General features: G+C 74.8%; 15 protein-coding genes and 1 pseudogene. 11 read left to right on the forward strand and 5 right to left on the reverse strand.

The annotated features are described in order from the left end of the window. Nucleotides 1-8: 8 nt before the first annotated feature. Entirely contained in the window at nt 9-371 is a 363-nt protein-coding gene (locus ABT023_RS03870; RefSeq protein WP_350881378.1) for a hypothetical protein, read from the reverse strand. Nucleotides 372-381: 10 nt separating this feature from the next. Next, a complete protein-coding gene (locus ABT023_RS03875) occupies nt 382-696 on the reverse strand; it encodes a hypothetical protein (RefSeq protein ID WP_350881380.1) in 315 nt (104 codons plus the stop codon). A 355-nt stretch (nt 697-1,051) separates the two neighbouring features. Here ABT023_RS03875 and folP point away from each other — a divergent pair, with 355 nt between their 5' ends. The 7 genes and pseudogenes from folP (at nt 1,052) to ABT023_RS03910 (ending at nt 5,820) form a co-directional block, all read left to right on the forward strand. Then, nucleotides 1,052-1,945 (forward strand): dihydropteroate synthase, encoded by an 894-nt coding sequence (gene folP, locus ABT023_RS03880; RefSeq protein WP_350881382.1) that lies wholly within the window; start codon nt 1,052-1,054, stop codon nt 1,943-1,945. Next, a pseudogene (gene folB / locus ABT023_RS03885) lies at nt 1,942-2,295 on the forward strand (dihydroneopterin aldolase); the annotation flags it as partial. The gene folP and the pseudogene folB, both read left to right, overlap by 4 nt. A gap of 125 nt (nt 2,296-2,420) precedes the next feature. Next, nucleotides 2,421-2,948 carry a 2-amino-4-hydroxy-6-hydroxymethyldihydropteridine diphosphokinase gene (gene folK, locus ABT023_RS03890; protein WP_350881384.1) on the forward strand — a complete coding sequence of 176 codons (528 nt, stop codon included), beginning with the start codon at nt 2,421-2,423 and terminating at the stop codon, nt 2,946-2,948. Between the two features lie 19 nt (nt 2,949-2,967). Then, the gene (locus tag ABT023_RS03895; protein WP_350881386.1) at nt 2,968-3,507 is read left to right on the forward strand and encodes a DUF3180 domain-containing protein; all 540 of its coding nucleotides are present in this window, start codon (nt 2,968-2,970) and stop codon (nt 3,505-3,507) included. A gap of 118 nt (nt 3,508-3,625) precedes the next feature. Continuing rightward, entirely contained in the window at nt 3,626-4,828 is a 1,203-nt protein-coding gene (locus ABT023_RS03900; protein ID WP_350881388.1) for an ABC transporter permease, read from the forward strand. 120 nt (nt 4,829-4,948) lie between these two features. Further along, nucleotides 4,949-5,257: a hypothetical protein gene (locus tag ABT023_RS03905; RefSeq protein ID WP_350881390.1), complete on the forward strand. Its 309-nt coding sequence runs from the start codon at nt 4,949-4,951 to the stop codon at nt 5,255-5,257. A 62-nt stretch (nt 5,258-5,319) separates the two neighbouring features. Continuing rightward, complete coding sequence (locus ABT023_RS03910; protein WP_350881392.1) at nt 5,320-5,820, forward strand: hypothetical protein; 501 nt, start codon at nt 5,320-5,322, stop codon at nt 5,818-5,820. Between the two features lie 51 nt (nt 5,821-5,871). Here the strand turns inward: ABT023_RS03910 and ABT023_RS03915 are convergent, their stop codons facing one another. After that, on the reverse strand, nt 5,872-6,861 hold the full coding sequence (locus ABT023_RS03915; protein ID WP_350881394.1) for an ABC transporter ATP-binding protein: 990 nt from the start codon (nt 6,859-6,861) through the stop codon (nt 5,872-5,874). A 2-nt stretch (nt 6,862-6,863) separates the two neighbouring features. On the opposite strand from ABT023_RS03915, the gene ABT023_RS03920 reads away from it, so the two are divergent. The 4 genes from ABT023_RS03920 to ABT023_RS03935 all read left to right on the forward strand — a co-directional run bounded on the left by ABT023_RS03920 (nt 6,864) and on the right by ABT023_RS03935 (nt 11,271). Then, nucleotides 6,864-7,547, forward strand: a complete 684-nt coding sequence (locus ABT023_RS03920; protein ID WP_350881396.1) for an ABC transporter permease — start codon at nt 6,864-6,866, stop codon at nt 7,545-7,547. 94 nt (nt 7,548-7,641) lie between these two features. Beyond that, nucleotides 7,642-8,367, forward strand: coding sequence for an ABC transporter permease (locus tag ABT023_RS03925; protein ID WP_350881398.1), 726 nt, complete (start codon nt 7,642-7,644; stop codon nt 8,365-8,367). Between the two features lie 325 nt (nt 8,368-8,692). Then, nucleotides 8,693-9,559, forward strand: coding sequence for a glycine betaine ABC transporter substrate-binding protein (locus ABT023_RS03930; RefSeq protein ID WP_350881400.1), 867 nt, complete (start codon nt 8,693-8,695; stop codon nt 9,557-9,559). Nucleotides 9,560-9,660: 101 nt separating this feature from the next. Beyond that, nucleotides 9,661-11,271 carry a hypothetical protein gene (locus ABT023_RS03935; protein ID WP_350881402.1) on the forward strand — a complete coding sequence of 537 codons (1,611 nt, stop codon included), beginning with the start codon at nt 9,661-9,663 and terminating at the stop codon, nt 11,269-11,271. Nucleotides 11,272-11,317: 46 nt separating this feature from the next. Here the strand turns inward: ABT023_RS03935 and ABT023_RS03940 are convergent, their stop codons facing one another. Next, nucleotides 11,318-12,487, reverse strand: a complete 1,170-nt coding sequence (locus tag ABT023_RS03940; protein WP_350881404.1) for an NADH-quinone oxidoreductase subunit D — start codon at nt 12,485-12,487, stop codon at nt 11,318-11,320. Further along, nucleotides 12,484-13,518, reverse strand: coding sequence for an SAM-dependent methyltransferase (locus ABT023_RS03945; protein ID WP_350881406.1), 1,035 nt, complete (start codon nt 13,516-13,518; stop codon nt 12,484-12,486). The genes ABT023_RS03940 and ABT023_RS03945 overlap by 4 nt, the downstream gene beginning before the upstream one ends. Nucleotides 13,519-13,553: the final 35 nt, after the last annotated feature.

The raw sequence follows: 13,553 nt of genomic DNA on the forward strand, positions 1-13,553 counted from the left end.
ACGCCCGGTCATGCCAGTTCCTCCCGGATCCTGATCCGGCTCGCCACCATGCGCGGGTCGCGCTGCTCGACGGCCGACTCCCGGGTGCGTCGCCAGTCGGTCAGCGCGGTACGGATCACCATGCGCGCGGGCCGGTCCGGGTCGACGTACCGGAAGATGAACGAGGTGCTCACGATGGCGAGGGCGATCTCCCAGGCCGGGAAGAGTTCGACCCGCAGCGTGAACAGCCAGTGGATGAACATGTAGAGGGGTACGAGCAGCATGAACAGGCCGTACTGGGCGTACGGCAGGTGCACGGGCAGGGTGTAGCCGGGCGGCCCGAGGTAGACCAGGCGGGCCCGGTAGATGTCGTCGTCGGTGCGCAGCCGCATTTGCCCGCGCCTATTCGAAGATCAGGTCGATCAGGTAGTCACCGATGAAGAAGAGTGTCGCCGCCCCGGCGATGAAGGCCAGCCCGACGATCGCGATCGCGGAGCTGGTCAGCACCTTGGAGATCTCGCCGCGGCTGGCCCGGCCGATGAAGATGACGCCGAGCACGGCCAGCAGGATCGGAGCGATCTTGCTGGCGAAGAAGGTGACGATGTTGTTGGTGTCGATGCCCTTGGGCGCCGGCTCGGCGAGTGGAGTCGACGCCAGGGTGTGGAGCGCGTGGCTGACGGCGGACGTCGTCGTCTCCATGAGCTCGATGGCGATCACTGGAACCTCCCCATGTCGCGGCCGGCGAAGCCGCGGCGGTGCAGTAGGCAAGCCTGGCGGGATGGTGCTCAAGAGGCGCAGCGTCGGCGACCCTGCGTCCGTTGCCCACCACGGAGGGTGGTGAGCTTTGGGGGGATTTTTCCCGCTTTGGCCCTCCCCTCCAGGCTTCGCCGTCTCACTGCTGGGCAATTCCAAAGGGTACGGGCCGCCCCCCTTTGCGACAAGCCGTGAAGACTCGACCCGGAACGACCCGGGCGTCCGATCGTACACCTGTTCCAATGCGCATGTCAGGGCCGTTCGCGTTGCGACGGACCGGGCCGCCGGGAGCCGCCGGAACGACCGGTACCGTGCAGTCGTGACCGATCTGGTGCGGGTGCAGGCCCCGGTGGTGATGGGTGTCCTCAACGTCACGCCCGACTCGTTCTCCGACGGCGGCCGGTACGCCGATTTCACCGCCGCCGTCGCACACGGGGTGCGACTCGCGATGGACGGCGCGCACCTGGTGGACGTCGGGGGCGAGTCGACCCGCCCCGGCGCGGACCGGGTGGACGCGGCGACGGAGGAGGCCCGGGTGCTACCGGTGATCCGGGAGCTCGCCGCCGCAGGCGTCGCGGTCAGCATCGACACCAGCCGTTCCCGGGTCGCCGAGGCCGCCCTCGCGGCCGGGGCCGCCGTGGTCAACGACGTGTCCGGCGGTCTGGCGGACCCGGACATGGCCCGGGTGGTCCGCGACGCCGGCTGTCCCTGGGTGCTGATGCACTGGCGGGGGCACTCCCGGGGGATGCGCGAGCTGGCCCGCTACACCGACGTGGTGATCGATGTCCGGGCAGAGCTGGCCCAGCGGATCGACGCCGCGCTGGCCGCCGGGGTGCCGGCCGATCGGATCGTCGTCGACCCGGGCCTCGGCTTCGCCAAGACCGCCGAGCACAACTGGCAGCTCACCGCCCGCCTGCCCGAGCTGCTGGAGCTCGGTTTCCCGCTGCTGTTCGGGGCCAGCCGCAAGTCGTACCTGGGCCGGCTGCTCGCCGACGCCGACGGCGTCCCCCGGCCGACCGCCGGGCGGGAGGCGGCCACCGTCGCCACCAGCCTGCTCGCGGTGGCGGCGGGCGCCTGGGGGGTACGCGTGCACGACGTGCTCGGCACCGTCGACGCGCTGGCCGTCTGGCGGGCCGGCGGCCGTCCCCGCCTCGTGTCCGACCGGGCCGGCGGGAAGCGGGCCGACGGAATCCAGACGGAGGGGGACCGGTGACCGACCGGATCACGCTGACCGGCCTGCGGGCGCACGGGCGGCACGGCGTCTACGACTTCGAGCGCGAGCGGGGGCAGGACTTCGTCGTCGACGCCGTCCTCGAACTGGACCTCGCGCCGGCCGCCCGCTCCGACGACGTGACCGACACGGTGCACTACGGCGAGCTGGCCGACCGGCTGGTCGAGGTGCTCACGGGGGAGCCCGTGAACCTGATCGAGACGCTCGCCGACCGGCTCCTCGCGATCTGTCTGGCCGACCCCCGGGTGGTCCGGGCGACGGTGACCGTGCACAAGCCCGAAGCCCCGGTCCCGCACGCCTTCACCGATGTCGCGGTGACCATGACCCGGACCCGTCCCGGCCCGCCGGCCCACCCGCCCGGCGGCGGCCCGGCATCGACCACCGGCGGCCCGGCGCCGGCGCAGCCCCAGCCGCAACCAGAACCGCCACCCCCGTCCGCCGGGAACGGGGGTGCGGTGTGACCCGCGCCCTGCTCTCCCTCGGCAGCAACCTCGGCGACCGCCTGGCCCACCTCCGCTCGGCCGTGGACACCCTCGGCGAGGCGGTGCTGCTGGTCTCCGGCGTCTACGAGACCCCGCCGTGGGGCGACGCGGACCAGCCGGCGTACCTCAACGCGGTGGCGCTGGTCGAGGACCCGGCGGCGGCCCCACGGGACTGGCTGACGCGGGCCCGGGCTGCCGAGCGGCGGGCCGGCCGCGAGCGCGACCCGCAGCGCCGGTTCGGCCCGCGCACGCTGGACGTCGACGTGGTCGCGGTGTGGGACGACGCGGGGGAGCCGGTGTGCAGCGACGACCCCGAGCTGACGCTGCCGCACCCCAGGGCCCACCTGCGGGCGTTCGTGCTGCGGCCGTGGATCGACATCCAGCCGTACGGGCGGCTGCCCGGGCACGGTTGGCTGACCGATCTGCTGAACGCCGAACCGTTGGCCGGTGACGCCCTGGAACTGAGTCCCCGGCCGGATCTGGCGTTAGAGTCGTCGACATGAGCCAGTGGAGCCGGCCGGCATGACCCAGGCACAGTCCCCGCCGCCGCGCGGGACGGACCCCGAACGGTCCCGGATGGGCCCCACCCGGATCTCCACCCTGGTCGTCGCAGGACTGGCCGCCGCGGCGGTGGCCTGGCTGGCGATCAGCGGCTTCTACTACGAGGGCTTCCCCCGCCTGCCGTGGCTGCCCGTCGTCACGCTGGCCGCGCTGGCGGTGCTCGAGGCGTACGCGGCGGTCAACACCCTGGGTCGGATCAAGCGCAGGCCGGGCCGCGACCCGGTCAACCCGCTGCTGGTGGCCCGGTTCGTGGTGCTGGCCAAGGCGTCCGCGTTGGCCGGGGCGATCTTCGCCGGCTGGTGCGCCGGGCTGACCGGGTGGCTCTTCGTGGAGCGCACCCAGGCAGCCACCGCGGACCGCCCGGCTGCCGGGGCGGGGCTGCTCGCCTCGCTCGCGCTGGTGGCCGCCGCGCTCTGGCTCGAGCGGGCCTGCCGGGTGCCGGACCAGCCGGAGGACGAGCGCGACACCGGCGACCGGGAGAGCCGCCCGGGTCGACGCTGAGCGCGGGGGTTACGCCCGGCCCGGCGCGCAGGTACCGTGCCTGGCGACCGGTGAGCAACGGCCGCCCCGGTCCGCCCGCGTCGGACCCTGCGGCCGTGACCTGGGGAGGGCACGCGTCATGGGGTACGACGATCCGGTGCAGCCCTCGTCGGGCGTGCCCGCGGCGGTGCTGGAGAACGTCTTCGACGACCCGACGCACGGCGAGCCGGGGCGGGATCGCGTCGCCGTGCACGTCACCTGGGAGCTGGTGCTCGCCGCCGGCCTGGCCGTGCTGACCTGGCTGCTGTGGCGGGACGACCCGGCCGCGCTGCGCGACGACGGCCTGCGGGTCCTGCTGGTCGACGTGGTGGCGGTGGGGCTGCTCGTCCTGGCCGCCGGCCTGAGCCTGCGGACGGCAGCGGTGAACCTGGCGGTGGGCCCGGTCGCGGTCGCCGCCGCACTGCACTTCGCCGAGCAGGGCGACCGGGGGGTCGAGGTCGCGGTGGGCCACGCCGCGGCGGTGGCCGCCGTCGGCGGTCTGCTGGTGGGGCTGGCCGTGGTCGTGCTGCACGTGCCGGGCTGGGCGGCGAGTCTGGCCGGCGCGGCCGGCGTGGTGGTCTACATCGAGCGGCGGGCCACGCCGGTCCTCGTGCAGGGCGGGTACGACCCCCGCGACAGCGCGTTCTACCTCTTCGTCGGCTTCGCCGCGGTGGCGGTGCTCGGCGGCTTGTTCGGGGCGATCCGACCGGTGCGCCGGCTGGTCGGGAGGTTCCGGGCGGTGGCCGACCCGGCCCGCCGCCGGGGCGGGGCGGCCGGTGCCGTCGTCGTGGTCTCGTTCGTCCTGTCCACCGTCCTCGCCATGCTGGCCGGCATCCTGATCGCCGGCAACGGCGCCGGGACGGTCGTGCCGACCGAGGGACTGGGCTGGACGGTGCTCGCCGTGGGCACCGCGCTGCTCGCCGGCACCAGCGCGTACGGCCGGCGCGGCGGGATCTTCGGGACCTTGCTCGCGGTGAGCCTGGTCACCGTCCTGCTCGCCTGGTCCGGGGCCCGGGGCTGGCAGGTCAGCCGGTGGACGGTGGGCGGGGCCGCGCTCGGCGTCGGCCTGGTGGTGACCCGGCTCGTCGAGGCGTACGGGCGACCCCGGTCGGCGGGTGCCGACGTGGAGGCCCGTCCGAGCGGCGACGGCGCCATCAGCTCCGGCTGGTCGGTGCCCCGGCCGGCACCGGTCGAGGACTGGCCGCCCGCCCTGCCCACCCGCTCCGACGACACGCCCGCGGACCCCTGGGACGCGTCCCGTTGGGACACCCAGCCTCCGCGCTGGGACGGCGGCGACCGCTGACGCCCGGCCCGTGCACCGCCGACGGACGCCCGGTGTCGGCGTCCGCCGGGTGGCCGCCCACGCCCGGCCCGCGCCGCGTCCGCCGCGCCCCCGGTGATCTCGGCGGTTAGGCTCGGCGGCATGACCGAGACACCTTCCACCGGTACCGGCAGGAACACGTTCGAGGAGCTGGACGCGCTCTCCACCGAGGAGCTGCGGGAGCGGGCGTTCGCGCTGGCCCGGGAGCGTCGCGACGTCGGGTTCTACTGGTCGGTGCTGCGCCACCTGCCCAACGCCGACGAGGCCGCCGCGCTGGACGGTGCGCCGAACTCGGTCGGTCCGACCATCGACGAGGCGGCCGCGCTGTGGCGGGAGCTGACCGGGCACGGCTACGAGGAGTCGGCTCCGCTGCTGCGGGCCAAGTTCATCGACTACCTGATGAAGCGCTAGCCGGGCCGACCATGGTGGCCCGCAGGTTTGCCAGTCGGGGCGCACCGGGAACTGGTCGCGCCATGCCTCCCACCAACCGCTCCGCGGCGGTCAGCAGGTACGGGACCGCGGCCGGCACCGGCATCCTCGCGGTGCTGGTGCTCGTCGGGGTCTGCGGCAGCCCGTTGTACGTCGGGTGGGCGGAGGACAACACCGACCCGAACGGGGCCGGCGGGTGGTTCCTGCGGCTGCTCGCCTGGCCGGCCTGGCGTCTCAGCTCAGACGACCCGGGGCAGGGGGTGTTCGCCACCGACCTGCGGGCCATCCTGCTGGTGATCCTGGCGGGGGCCCTGCTCTACCTGCTCCCGGCCTCGCAGGTGGCCCGGGTGCAGGGGTCGTTCAGCCAGTTCTTCTCCGGCTGGGGGGCGTACGTGCTGGCCGCCGGCCTGGCCGCGCTGGTCAGCACGCTGCTGGGGCCGGACCCGTCGCTGCTCGCCGCGCTTCAGGCTGCCGGCACCGGTGCCACCTACGGCTTCCTCTCCGGCTGGATCATCGGAACCGCCAGCCTGGGCGGCCGGGCCTGACCCGGCGGCCGGGGCCGGACTGCGGGCGGGGGAGCCGGCCGCCCGGCGCGGTCAGCGTCCCGCCCCCAGCGCGCGTTCCCGGGTGAGCACCCCGGCCGGCCGGCCGTCGGCGGTCACCAGCGCCCGGTCCGCCCCGGCGGTGAGCATCACGGCCAGCGCGTCGTACGCCGACGAGCCCAGCGCCACCTCGGGCAGCCCGGCGGGGTCGGCCGGTGCCGGGTCCAGCGCGTCCCGGGTGACCGGGGTCACGGCGAGCGCCCGGATGCCCCGGTCCTCGCCGACGAACTCCCGGACGAACGGGGAGGCGGGCGCCCCGAGCAGGGCCGCCGGGGTGTCGTACTGCTCCAGCCGGCCGCCCTCGGAGAGCACCGCGATCCGGTCCCCGAGCCGGACCGCCTCGTCCAGGTCGTGGGTGACCAGCACGATGGTCTTGCGAACCTCCGCCTGGAGCCGGAGGAACTCCTCCTGCAACCGGGTTCGCACGATCGGGTCGACGGCCGAGAACGGCTCGTCCATCAGCAGCACCACCGGGTCGGCGGCCAGCGCCCGGGCCACCCCGACCCGCTGCCGCTGGCCGCCTGACAGTTCGTGCGGGTAGCGGCGACCGAACTGCCCCGGGTCCAGCCCGACCAGCTCCAGCAGTTCCTCGGACCGGCGGCGCACCCGGTCCCGGGCCCAGCCGAGCAGCCGGGGGACGGTGCCGACGTTCGCCAGAACCGTCTGGTGCGGGAAGAGGCCGACGTTCTGGATCACGTAACCGATCCGGCGGCGCAGCTCGACCGGGTCGACCCGGGTCACGTCCTCGTCGCCGAGCAGGATCCGGCCGCCGGTCGGCTCGATCAATCGGTTGATCATCCTGAGCACGGTCGACTTGCCGCAGCCGGACGGGCCGATCAGCACCACCAGCTCTCCGGCCCTGACCTCCAGGCTCAGCTCGCGGACCGCCTCGGTGCCGTCCGGGTAGCGCTTACGGATGCCCTCCAGAGCGATCGACGCGGCACTCTGGCCGGCGTCACCGGTGGTTCCCGGGGTAACGTCCACGCATGTCCTTCCGCCTGAGCTACCGGGCCGACCCGGGTAACCCGTGGTTCTCCTGGCAGTTCGTGCGGGACAACTCTGACACGATCCTCGCCGCGCTGCGCGACCACGCCTCGCTGACCGCGCGGGCGGTGCTGATCGCCGCGCTGGTGGCCCTGCCGCTCGCCCTGGTGGCGCACCGGTTCCGCCCGCTCGCCGGCCCGATTCTCGCATTCACCGGCGTGCTCTACACGATCCCGTCCCTGGCGCTGTTCGCCTTCCTCGCGCCGTACCTGGGGATCGGGGCGGTGACGGTGCTCAGCGTGGTGGTGCTGTACGCGCTGATGGTCATCGTCCGCAACGCCGTCGCCGGGCTGAGCCAGGTCCCGCCCGAGGTCCGCGAGGCCGCCGAGGGCATGGGATACGGCCGGTGGGGCCGGCTGCTGAGGATCGAGCTGCCGCTGGCCCTGCCCGGCATCCTCACCGGTCTGCGGCTGGCCACCGTGTCGACCGTGGCGCTGGTGACCGTCGGGGTGGTGGTCGGCCGGGGCGGGCTGGGACAGCTCATCTTCGCCGGCTTCCAGAACAACTTCTACAAGGCCCAGATCATGACCGGCACGCTGCTCTGCGTCCTGTTGGCCCTGGTGCTGGACCTGATCCTGGCCGGGATCGGTCGGGCGGCCACCCCCTGGCTGCGCGGGACGCGATGAGCGGCCACCGGACGGGCCCGGCGGGCAGCCATGACACGCCCCCGGCGGGCAACCTGGGGGCGGGGCCGACGAACGACCGCGGGAGGACAGCCCGGTGAGCAACCCGGTCGGCCAGGCGGTGCTCTGGCTCAACGACCCGCTGAACTGGACCAACCCGGGCGGCGTCCTGGACCGGCTCGGCGAGCACCTGAGCATCTCGGCGGCGGCCGTGCTGCTCGGTTGCCTGGTGGCCTGGCCCGTCGGGCTCTGGCTCGGGCACACCGGGCGGGGCGGCGGGCTGGTCGTGCTCGTCTCCAACGTCACCCTCGCCGTGCCGACCCTGGCCCTGCTGACCATCCTGCCGCTGACCTTCCTCGGCTTCGGCCGACCGTCGGTGGTGGTCGCGCTGGCCGTCTTCGCGGTGCCGCCGCTGCTGGCCAACGCGTACACAGGGGTGCGCCAGGCCGACCCGGAGGCCCGGGACGCCGCGCGCGGAATGGGGCTGTCCGGCGGGCAGGTGCTGCGCCGGGTGGAGCTGCCGCTTGCGGTGCCGTACCTGGCGGCCGGCTTCCGGACCGCGACGGTGCAGGTGGTGGCGACGGCCGCGCTGGCGTCGTTCGTCAACGGCGGCGGCCTCGGCCAGATCATCCGGGCCGGCTTCGGCCTGGACATCGCCGCCGGGGGTGGGCAGATCATCGCCGGCGGCCTGCTGGTGGCCGGGCTGGCGGTGCTGGCCGAACTGGTGCTGGCGCTGGTCGAGCGGGTGGTCACCCCGCGCCCGCTGCGCCCGGCCCGGCGCCGGGCGAATCGCCGCGCCGCGGACGCAGTCGCCGGCACCTGAGGGCGGGGCCGTCCGACCGCCTCGTACGCCTCCGTTGTGACGATCCGGTGACAAAGCGCGCCTCGGGTTGGCGGGGTCGGCCGTCAGGATGTTGGGTGGGAGATCGCGGGCGATGAACAAGAGGGATCGCCCGTCGGACACGCGGCCGGCCCGAACGGGCCGCGCCGGGACACGGAAGGCGGGCTTGATGCGCGCACGTACACGCCTGGCAATCGGCGCGATCGGCGTCCTTACCGCGGCCGGGTTTCTCACCGGTTGCGGGGACGCCGGGTCCTCCGGGACCGAGGCGCCCGAGCAGGGCGCGTCGGGGGTCGGGTGCGCCCCGGTGGCTGGCGATCAGCTGGTCGTCCTGACGGATGACAAGAAGCTGCAGAACAGCGACAACATCCTTCCGGCGATCAACGCGAAGGTGGCCAAGCCGCAGCTGGTCGCGGCGCTCGACAAGGTCTCCGCGGCGCTGGACACCCCGAAGCTGATCGGCCTCAACAAGGCCGTCGTCGTCGACCGCAAGACCTCCAAGGTCGCCGCGGAGGAGTTCGCTGCGGCGAACAACCTCGCTCAGGGGCTGGAGAAGGGGCCGGGCGGCACGATCGTGGTGGGCGCCGGCAACTTCAGCGAGAGCGAGACCCTCGCCGAGCTCTACCGGATCACCCTCACCGCCGCCGGCTACCAGGTCAAGGTGCAGCAGATCGGCAACCGGGAGCTCTACGAGCCGGCCCTGGAGAAGGGCGAGATCCAGGTCGTCCCGGAGTACGCGGCGACCATGGCCGAGTTCCTGAACACCAAGGCCAACGGCAAGGACGCCCCGGCGGTCTCCTCGCCCGAGCTGGAGAAGACCGTGGCCGCCCTCAAGGCCGGCGGCGAGAAGGCCGGCCTCGCCTTCGGCGCGCCGTCCGCCGCCCAGGACCAGAACGCCTTCGCCGTCACCAAGGCCTTCGCGGACAAGTACGGGGTCACCACCCTCTCCGACCTGGCCGCCAAGTGCTCCGGCAGCGCCACCGTGCTGGCCGGCCCGCCGGAGTGCCCGCAGCGGCCGATGTGCCAGGCCGGCCTGGTCAAGGTCTACGACTTCAAGGCCGGCTCCTTCAGCTCGCTGGACGCGGCCGGTCCGCAGACCAAGAACGCCTTGACGACGGGGAACGCGAGCGTCGGTCTGGTCCTCTCCTCCGACGGGGCCCTCGCGGTCGGCTGATCCACCACCGGTCGTCGGCGGCCCCGCGCCGCCGGCGACCGGCACCCCTCAGGGGGCCGCCCCGTTCCCAGCCGCTGGAACTCTCGGTAGGCTGCACACCCATGCCCGACCCGGTTGCCGTCACCGACAGGCGTGAGTCCCGTCTGCTGCCCGTGCTCTTCTGGATCGGCGTGGCGTTCGCCCCGGTCGCGGCGCTGATCCTGTTGGTCGCCGACGGCAACGGGCCGCTTCGGTTCGCTGCCGTGCTCGCCGTCACGGCCGTGGTGCTGATCGGTCTCTCGATCGCACTGCGCCCGGACGGCGGCGGCAGCCGGGCCGAGATCGAGGCCCTGCACGACGACATCGAGGCCCTCCACGACGACATCGAGGAGCTGCGCCACGAACTGCGCGGCGAGATCGTCGCCGCCGCGCAGCGCGGCAACCAGGCGCTCGACGCGTCCCAGCGGGCCCAGGACCAGGCTGCGGCGCTGCGTCGCCGGCTCGACGCCGTGGCGACCGCCGCCGCCCCTGAGCCGTCCGCCGAAAGGCCGGCCGGCACCGGCCGCGCCCGGGTCCCGCTCGCCGAGGCGTACGACGACGCGCACCGCCCCCAGGACATCGACGAACCTCATTCCGGGCGGGTCCGGGTGCCCGGGACGGCCCCCGACGACGAGCCGCCCGGCCGCCGGCCCCGGCCGACCCCGCGTTACGGGGCCGAGCGGCCCGCCCAGCCCGGCGGCCCCGGACCGGCCGAGCCCGATGCCCGATCGTTCGGACCGGCCGCTCCCCGCCCGGTCGCCCCCGAGCCGGCCGCCCGCCCGGTCGGCGTGGTCCGGCACACCGAGACCGTGCACGTCACCACCCGGCACACCGTCGTCGACGGGCCGGAACCGGACATGGGCCTGTACGGCGCCGCTCCCGCCGGCCGGTGGCCGGTTACGCCGCAGGAGCGGCCGTGGGCCAGCGCGGTCGCCCCCGAGCCGGAGGATCACTGGGCCGGGCACGCCGGCTCGTCCGCCCGCGCCCGTCCCGAACCGCCCGACGACCGCCCCCGTCCGCCGCAGCTGCCCGAACGGCACGCGCCCGGCCGCCCCGCCGCCCGTGCGACACCCGCCTGGCCTGTCCCGGGCGAGGAACCCGCCTGGCCCGTCCCGGGCGAGGAACCCGCCTGGCCCGTGTCACGGGACGAACCGGGCCGGGCGTCCCCGCGCGGCGAGGCTCCGCGCGGGCCGGCATCGCGCGGGCCGGCATCGCGCGACGACGCCGGGTGGGCCGGCCGGCCCGACGACAACGGCGGGGCGCCGCACGCCGACCGGGGCTCGTGGGGTCCGCCGGGCGGGTCCGCCGGTGCTGGGCGTGCCCGCCCGTACCAGCCCGAGCCGGCCCCCGCCGGCCCCGGCCAGTGGTCGGAGCTGCGGGCCGGGGACCGCTGGGCGGAGGTGCACGACGACGATCGGGGCCGGGAGGTCCGGGTCGGTGAGCGGCGAGCCACGGCACACGCCGACGCCGACGGCAGCGGGTACCGGGTCGAGGACCGCTGGTCGTCGGTGCGGCGGAGCGAGTCCGGCCCCGGGCGGGGCCAGGGCGAGCGGCGGTGGGACGAGGATCCGGGCGGGCGACGACCGGACCCGGACCGGACCGGCCGGCATCAGCACGCCGACGGGGAGTGGTATCCGCCCCGCGACGACACGCCCCGCGCCGGTGGCGCCCGCTCGGCGGACCGCCGGCCCTGACCGCCGGCCGACCGGCCGCCGACGGAGCGCGGCGCACAGCACCCGGCTACTTGTCGATGTCGCCCACCACGAAGAACATCGAACCGAGGATGGCGATCAGGTCCGGCACCAGGCAGCCGGGCAGCAACGTGGCCAGCGCCTGCACGTTCGCGTACGACGCCGTGCGCAGCTTCAACCGCCACGGCGTCTTCTCGCCCCTCGACACGAGGTAGTAGCCGTTGATGCCGAGCGGGTTCTCCGTCCACGCGTAGGTGTGCCCCTCCGGGGCCTTCACCACCTTCGGGAGCCGGGTGTTCACCGGACCGGTGAGCCGGTCCACCCGGTCCAGGCACTGCTCGGCGAGGTCGAGTGAGGCGTACACCTGGTCGAGCAGCACCTCGAACCGGGCGTGGCAGTCCCCGGCGGTCTTGGTGACCACCGGCACGTCGAGCTGGTCGTACGCCAGGTAGGGCTCGTCGCGGCGCAGGTCCAGGTCCAGCCCGGAGGCCCGGGCGACCGGGCCGGACGCGCCGAACGCGGCGGCGTCGGCGGACGACAGCACCCCCACCCCGACCGTGCGGGCCAGGAAGATCTCGTTGCGTCGGATCAGGTTGTCCAGGTCCGGCATCCGGCGGCGCACCTCGCCGATCGCCGCCCGGGCCCGACCCGTCCAGCCGGCCGGGACCTCCTCCTTCAGTCCGCCGACCCGGTTGAACATGTAGTGGATGCGGCCCCCGGAGACCTCCTCCATGACGGCCTGGATGGTCTCCCGCTCCCGGAACGCGTAGAACATCGGCGTGATCGCGCCGATCTCCAGCGGGTACGAGCCGAGGAACATCAGGTGGTTGAGCACCCGGTTCAGCTCGGCCAGCGCCATCCGCAGCCAGGTGGCCCGCTCGGGCACCTCCATGCCCATCAGCCGTTCGACGGCCAGCACCACGCCCAGTTCGTTGGAGAACGCCGACAGCCAGTCGTGCCGGTTGGCCAACACGATGATCTGGCGGTAGTCGCGCACCTCGAACAGCTTCTCCGCGCCCCGGTGCATGTACCCGACGATCGGCTCGGCGGCGATCACCCGTTCCCCGTCGAGGACCAGCTTCAGCCGCAGCACCCCGTGCGTGGACGGGTGCTGCGGGCCGATGTTGAGCACCATGTCGGTGCCGAGCTGCTCCCCGCCGGCCCCGGTGCCGACGGTCAGCTCGCGCAGGTCACCGGTGTCCGTGGTCATGCCCGTCATCGTGCCATGAGCGGATCGACGGTGACGCCGACCGGCTGGAGCAGCCACTGGTGCCCGCCGAGCCCGGCCGGGTCGGTCAGCTCGGCGACCGCCGACGCGGCGGCGAGCGCCCGCACGTACCGGGCCGGGTCGGTGGCGGCCAGGCTCAGCGGCGGTCGCCCGCCGTCGGCCCCGAGCGCCCGCAACGCCTCCCGCTGCGCGAGCAGGGTGTACGCGCGACCCGCGACCCGCGCGCCGGCGGCGGCCACGGAGTCCATGGCGACGTGCGCGGTGACGTCGCAGGAGCCGTCGGGCACCGGGGGCACCTGTCGCCCGTCCCGGTAACCGGTCAGCGTCCGGCCGACGGGCCGGGACCGGCGCGCGTGCCCGTAGTCGACGGCCACGGCCAGCCCCCGGTCGAGGTGGCCCACGGCGCGGGCCCAGGCCTCGTCGCGTTCCCTGCCCAGCTCGACCTCCACCCCGTCGAGCGGGGGGCGCGTGGGCGCCCCCGGGACGGGCCACCACCGGGCGAGCCAGTCGGCGTCCTCGGCGCTGAGCGGGTCGCCGGTGGACTCGTCGCCCGTCGCCGGGTCCACCAGCAGGTAGCGCCAGCCGTCCCCGGTGGGCACGGCCAGGTCCAGCGGGACGTTGTCGAGCCACTCGGTGGCCACCAGCAGCCCGGTGATCCCGGCCGGGATCTCGTCCACCCAGCCGATCCGCGCCGGCAGGCCGTCCGGGCGGGGGGCCCTCTCGACGGCGGTGAGCCGGAGCCGTCGGGCCAGCGGCGCGGGCCCGTCGGGTTCCTCGGGAAGCGCCGCAAGCAGCGCCCGCAGCAGTTCGCCCCGGCCCGCGCCCACGTCCACCAGGTCCAGGGTGGGCGGTCGGCCGAGGGCCCGGTCGACGGCGCGCACCAGGCGCAGGAGGCAGGAGGCGAGCACCGGGGAGGCGTGCGTGCTGGTGCGGAAGTGGGCCGCCGGCCCGGGACCGGAGACGAAGAAGCCGCCGGGGCCGTACAGCGCCCGGTCCATCGCGTCCCGCCAGCGCGGCGACATCAGTTCATTCCACGTTCAGGGGCCGTCATCGTGCC

This window comes from Micromonospora sp. NPDC002296 (assembly GCF_040296145.1).
GTDB lineage: Bacteria > Actinomycetota > Actinomycetes > Mycobacteriales > Micromonosporaceae > Micromonospora.

Coding starts and splice junctions, on each gene's coding strand:
- ABT023_RS03945 (WP_350881406.1), bottom strand. CDS start 13,518: ATGTCGCCGCGCTGGCGGGACGCGATGGACCGGGCGCTGTACGGCCCC.
- ABT023_RS03910 (WP_350881392.1), top strand. CDS start 5,320: ATGCCTCCCACCAACCGCTCCGCGGCGGTCAGCAGGTACGGGACCGCG.
- ABT023_RS03935 (WP_350881402.1), top strand. CDS start 9,661: ATGCCCGACCCGGTTGCCGTCACCGACAGGCGTGAGTCCCGTCTGCTG.
- ABT023_RS03905 (WP_350881390.1), top strand. CDS start 4,949: ATGACCGAGACACCTTCCACCGGTACCGGCAGGAACACGTTCGAGGAG.
- ABT023_RS03870 (WP_350881378.1), bottom strand. CDS start 371: ATGCGGCTGCGCACCGACGACGACATCTACCGGGCCCGCCTGGTCTAC.
- ABT023_RS03920 (WP_350881396.1), top strand. CDS start 6,864: ATGTCCTTCCGCCTGAGCTACCGGGCCGACCCGGGTAACCCGTGGTTC.
- ABT023_RS03940 (WP_350881404.1), bottom strand. CDS start 12,487: ATGACGGGCATGACCACGGACACCGGTGACCTGCGCGAGCTGACCGTC.
- ABT023_RS03900 (WP_350881388.1), top strand. CDS start 3,626: ATGGGGTACGACGATCCGGTGCAGCCCTCGTCGGGCGTGCCCGCGGCG.
- ABT023_RS03895 (WP_350881386.1), top strand. CDS start 2,968: ATGACCCAGGCACAGTCCCCGCCGCCGCGCGGGACGGACCCCGAACGG.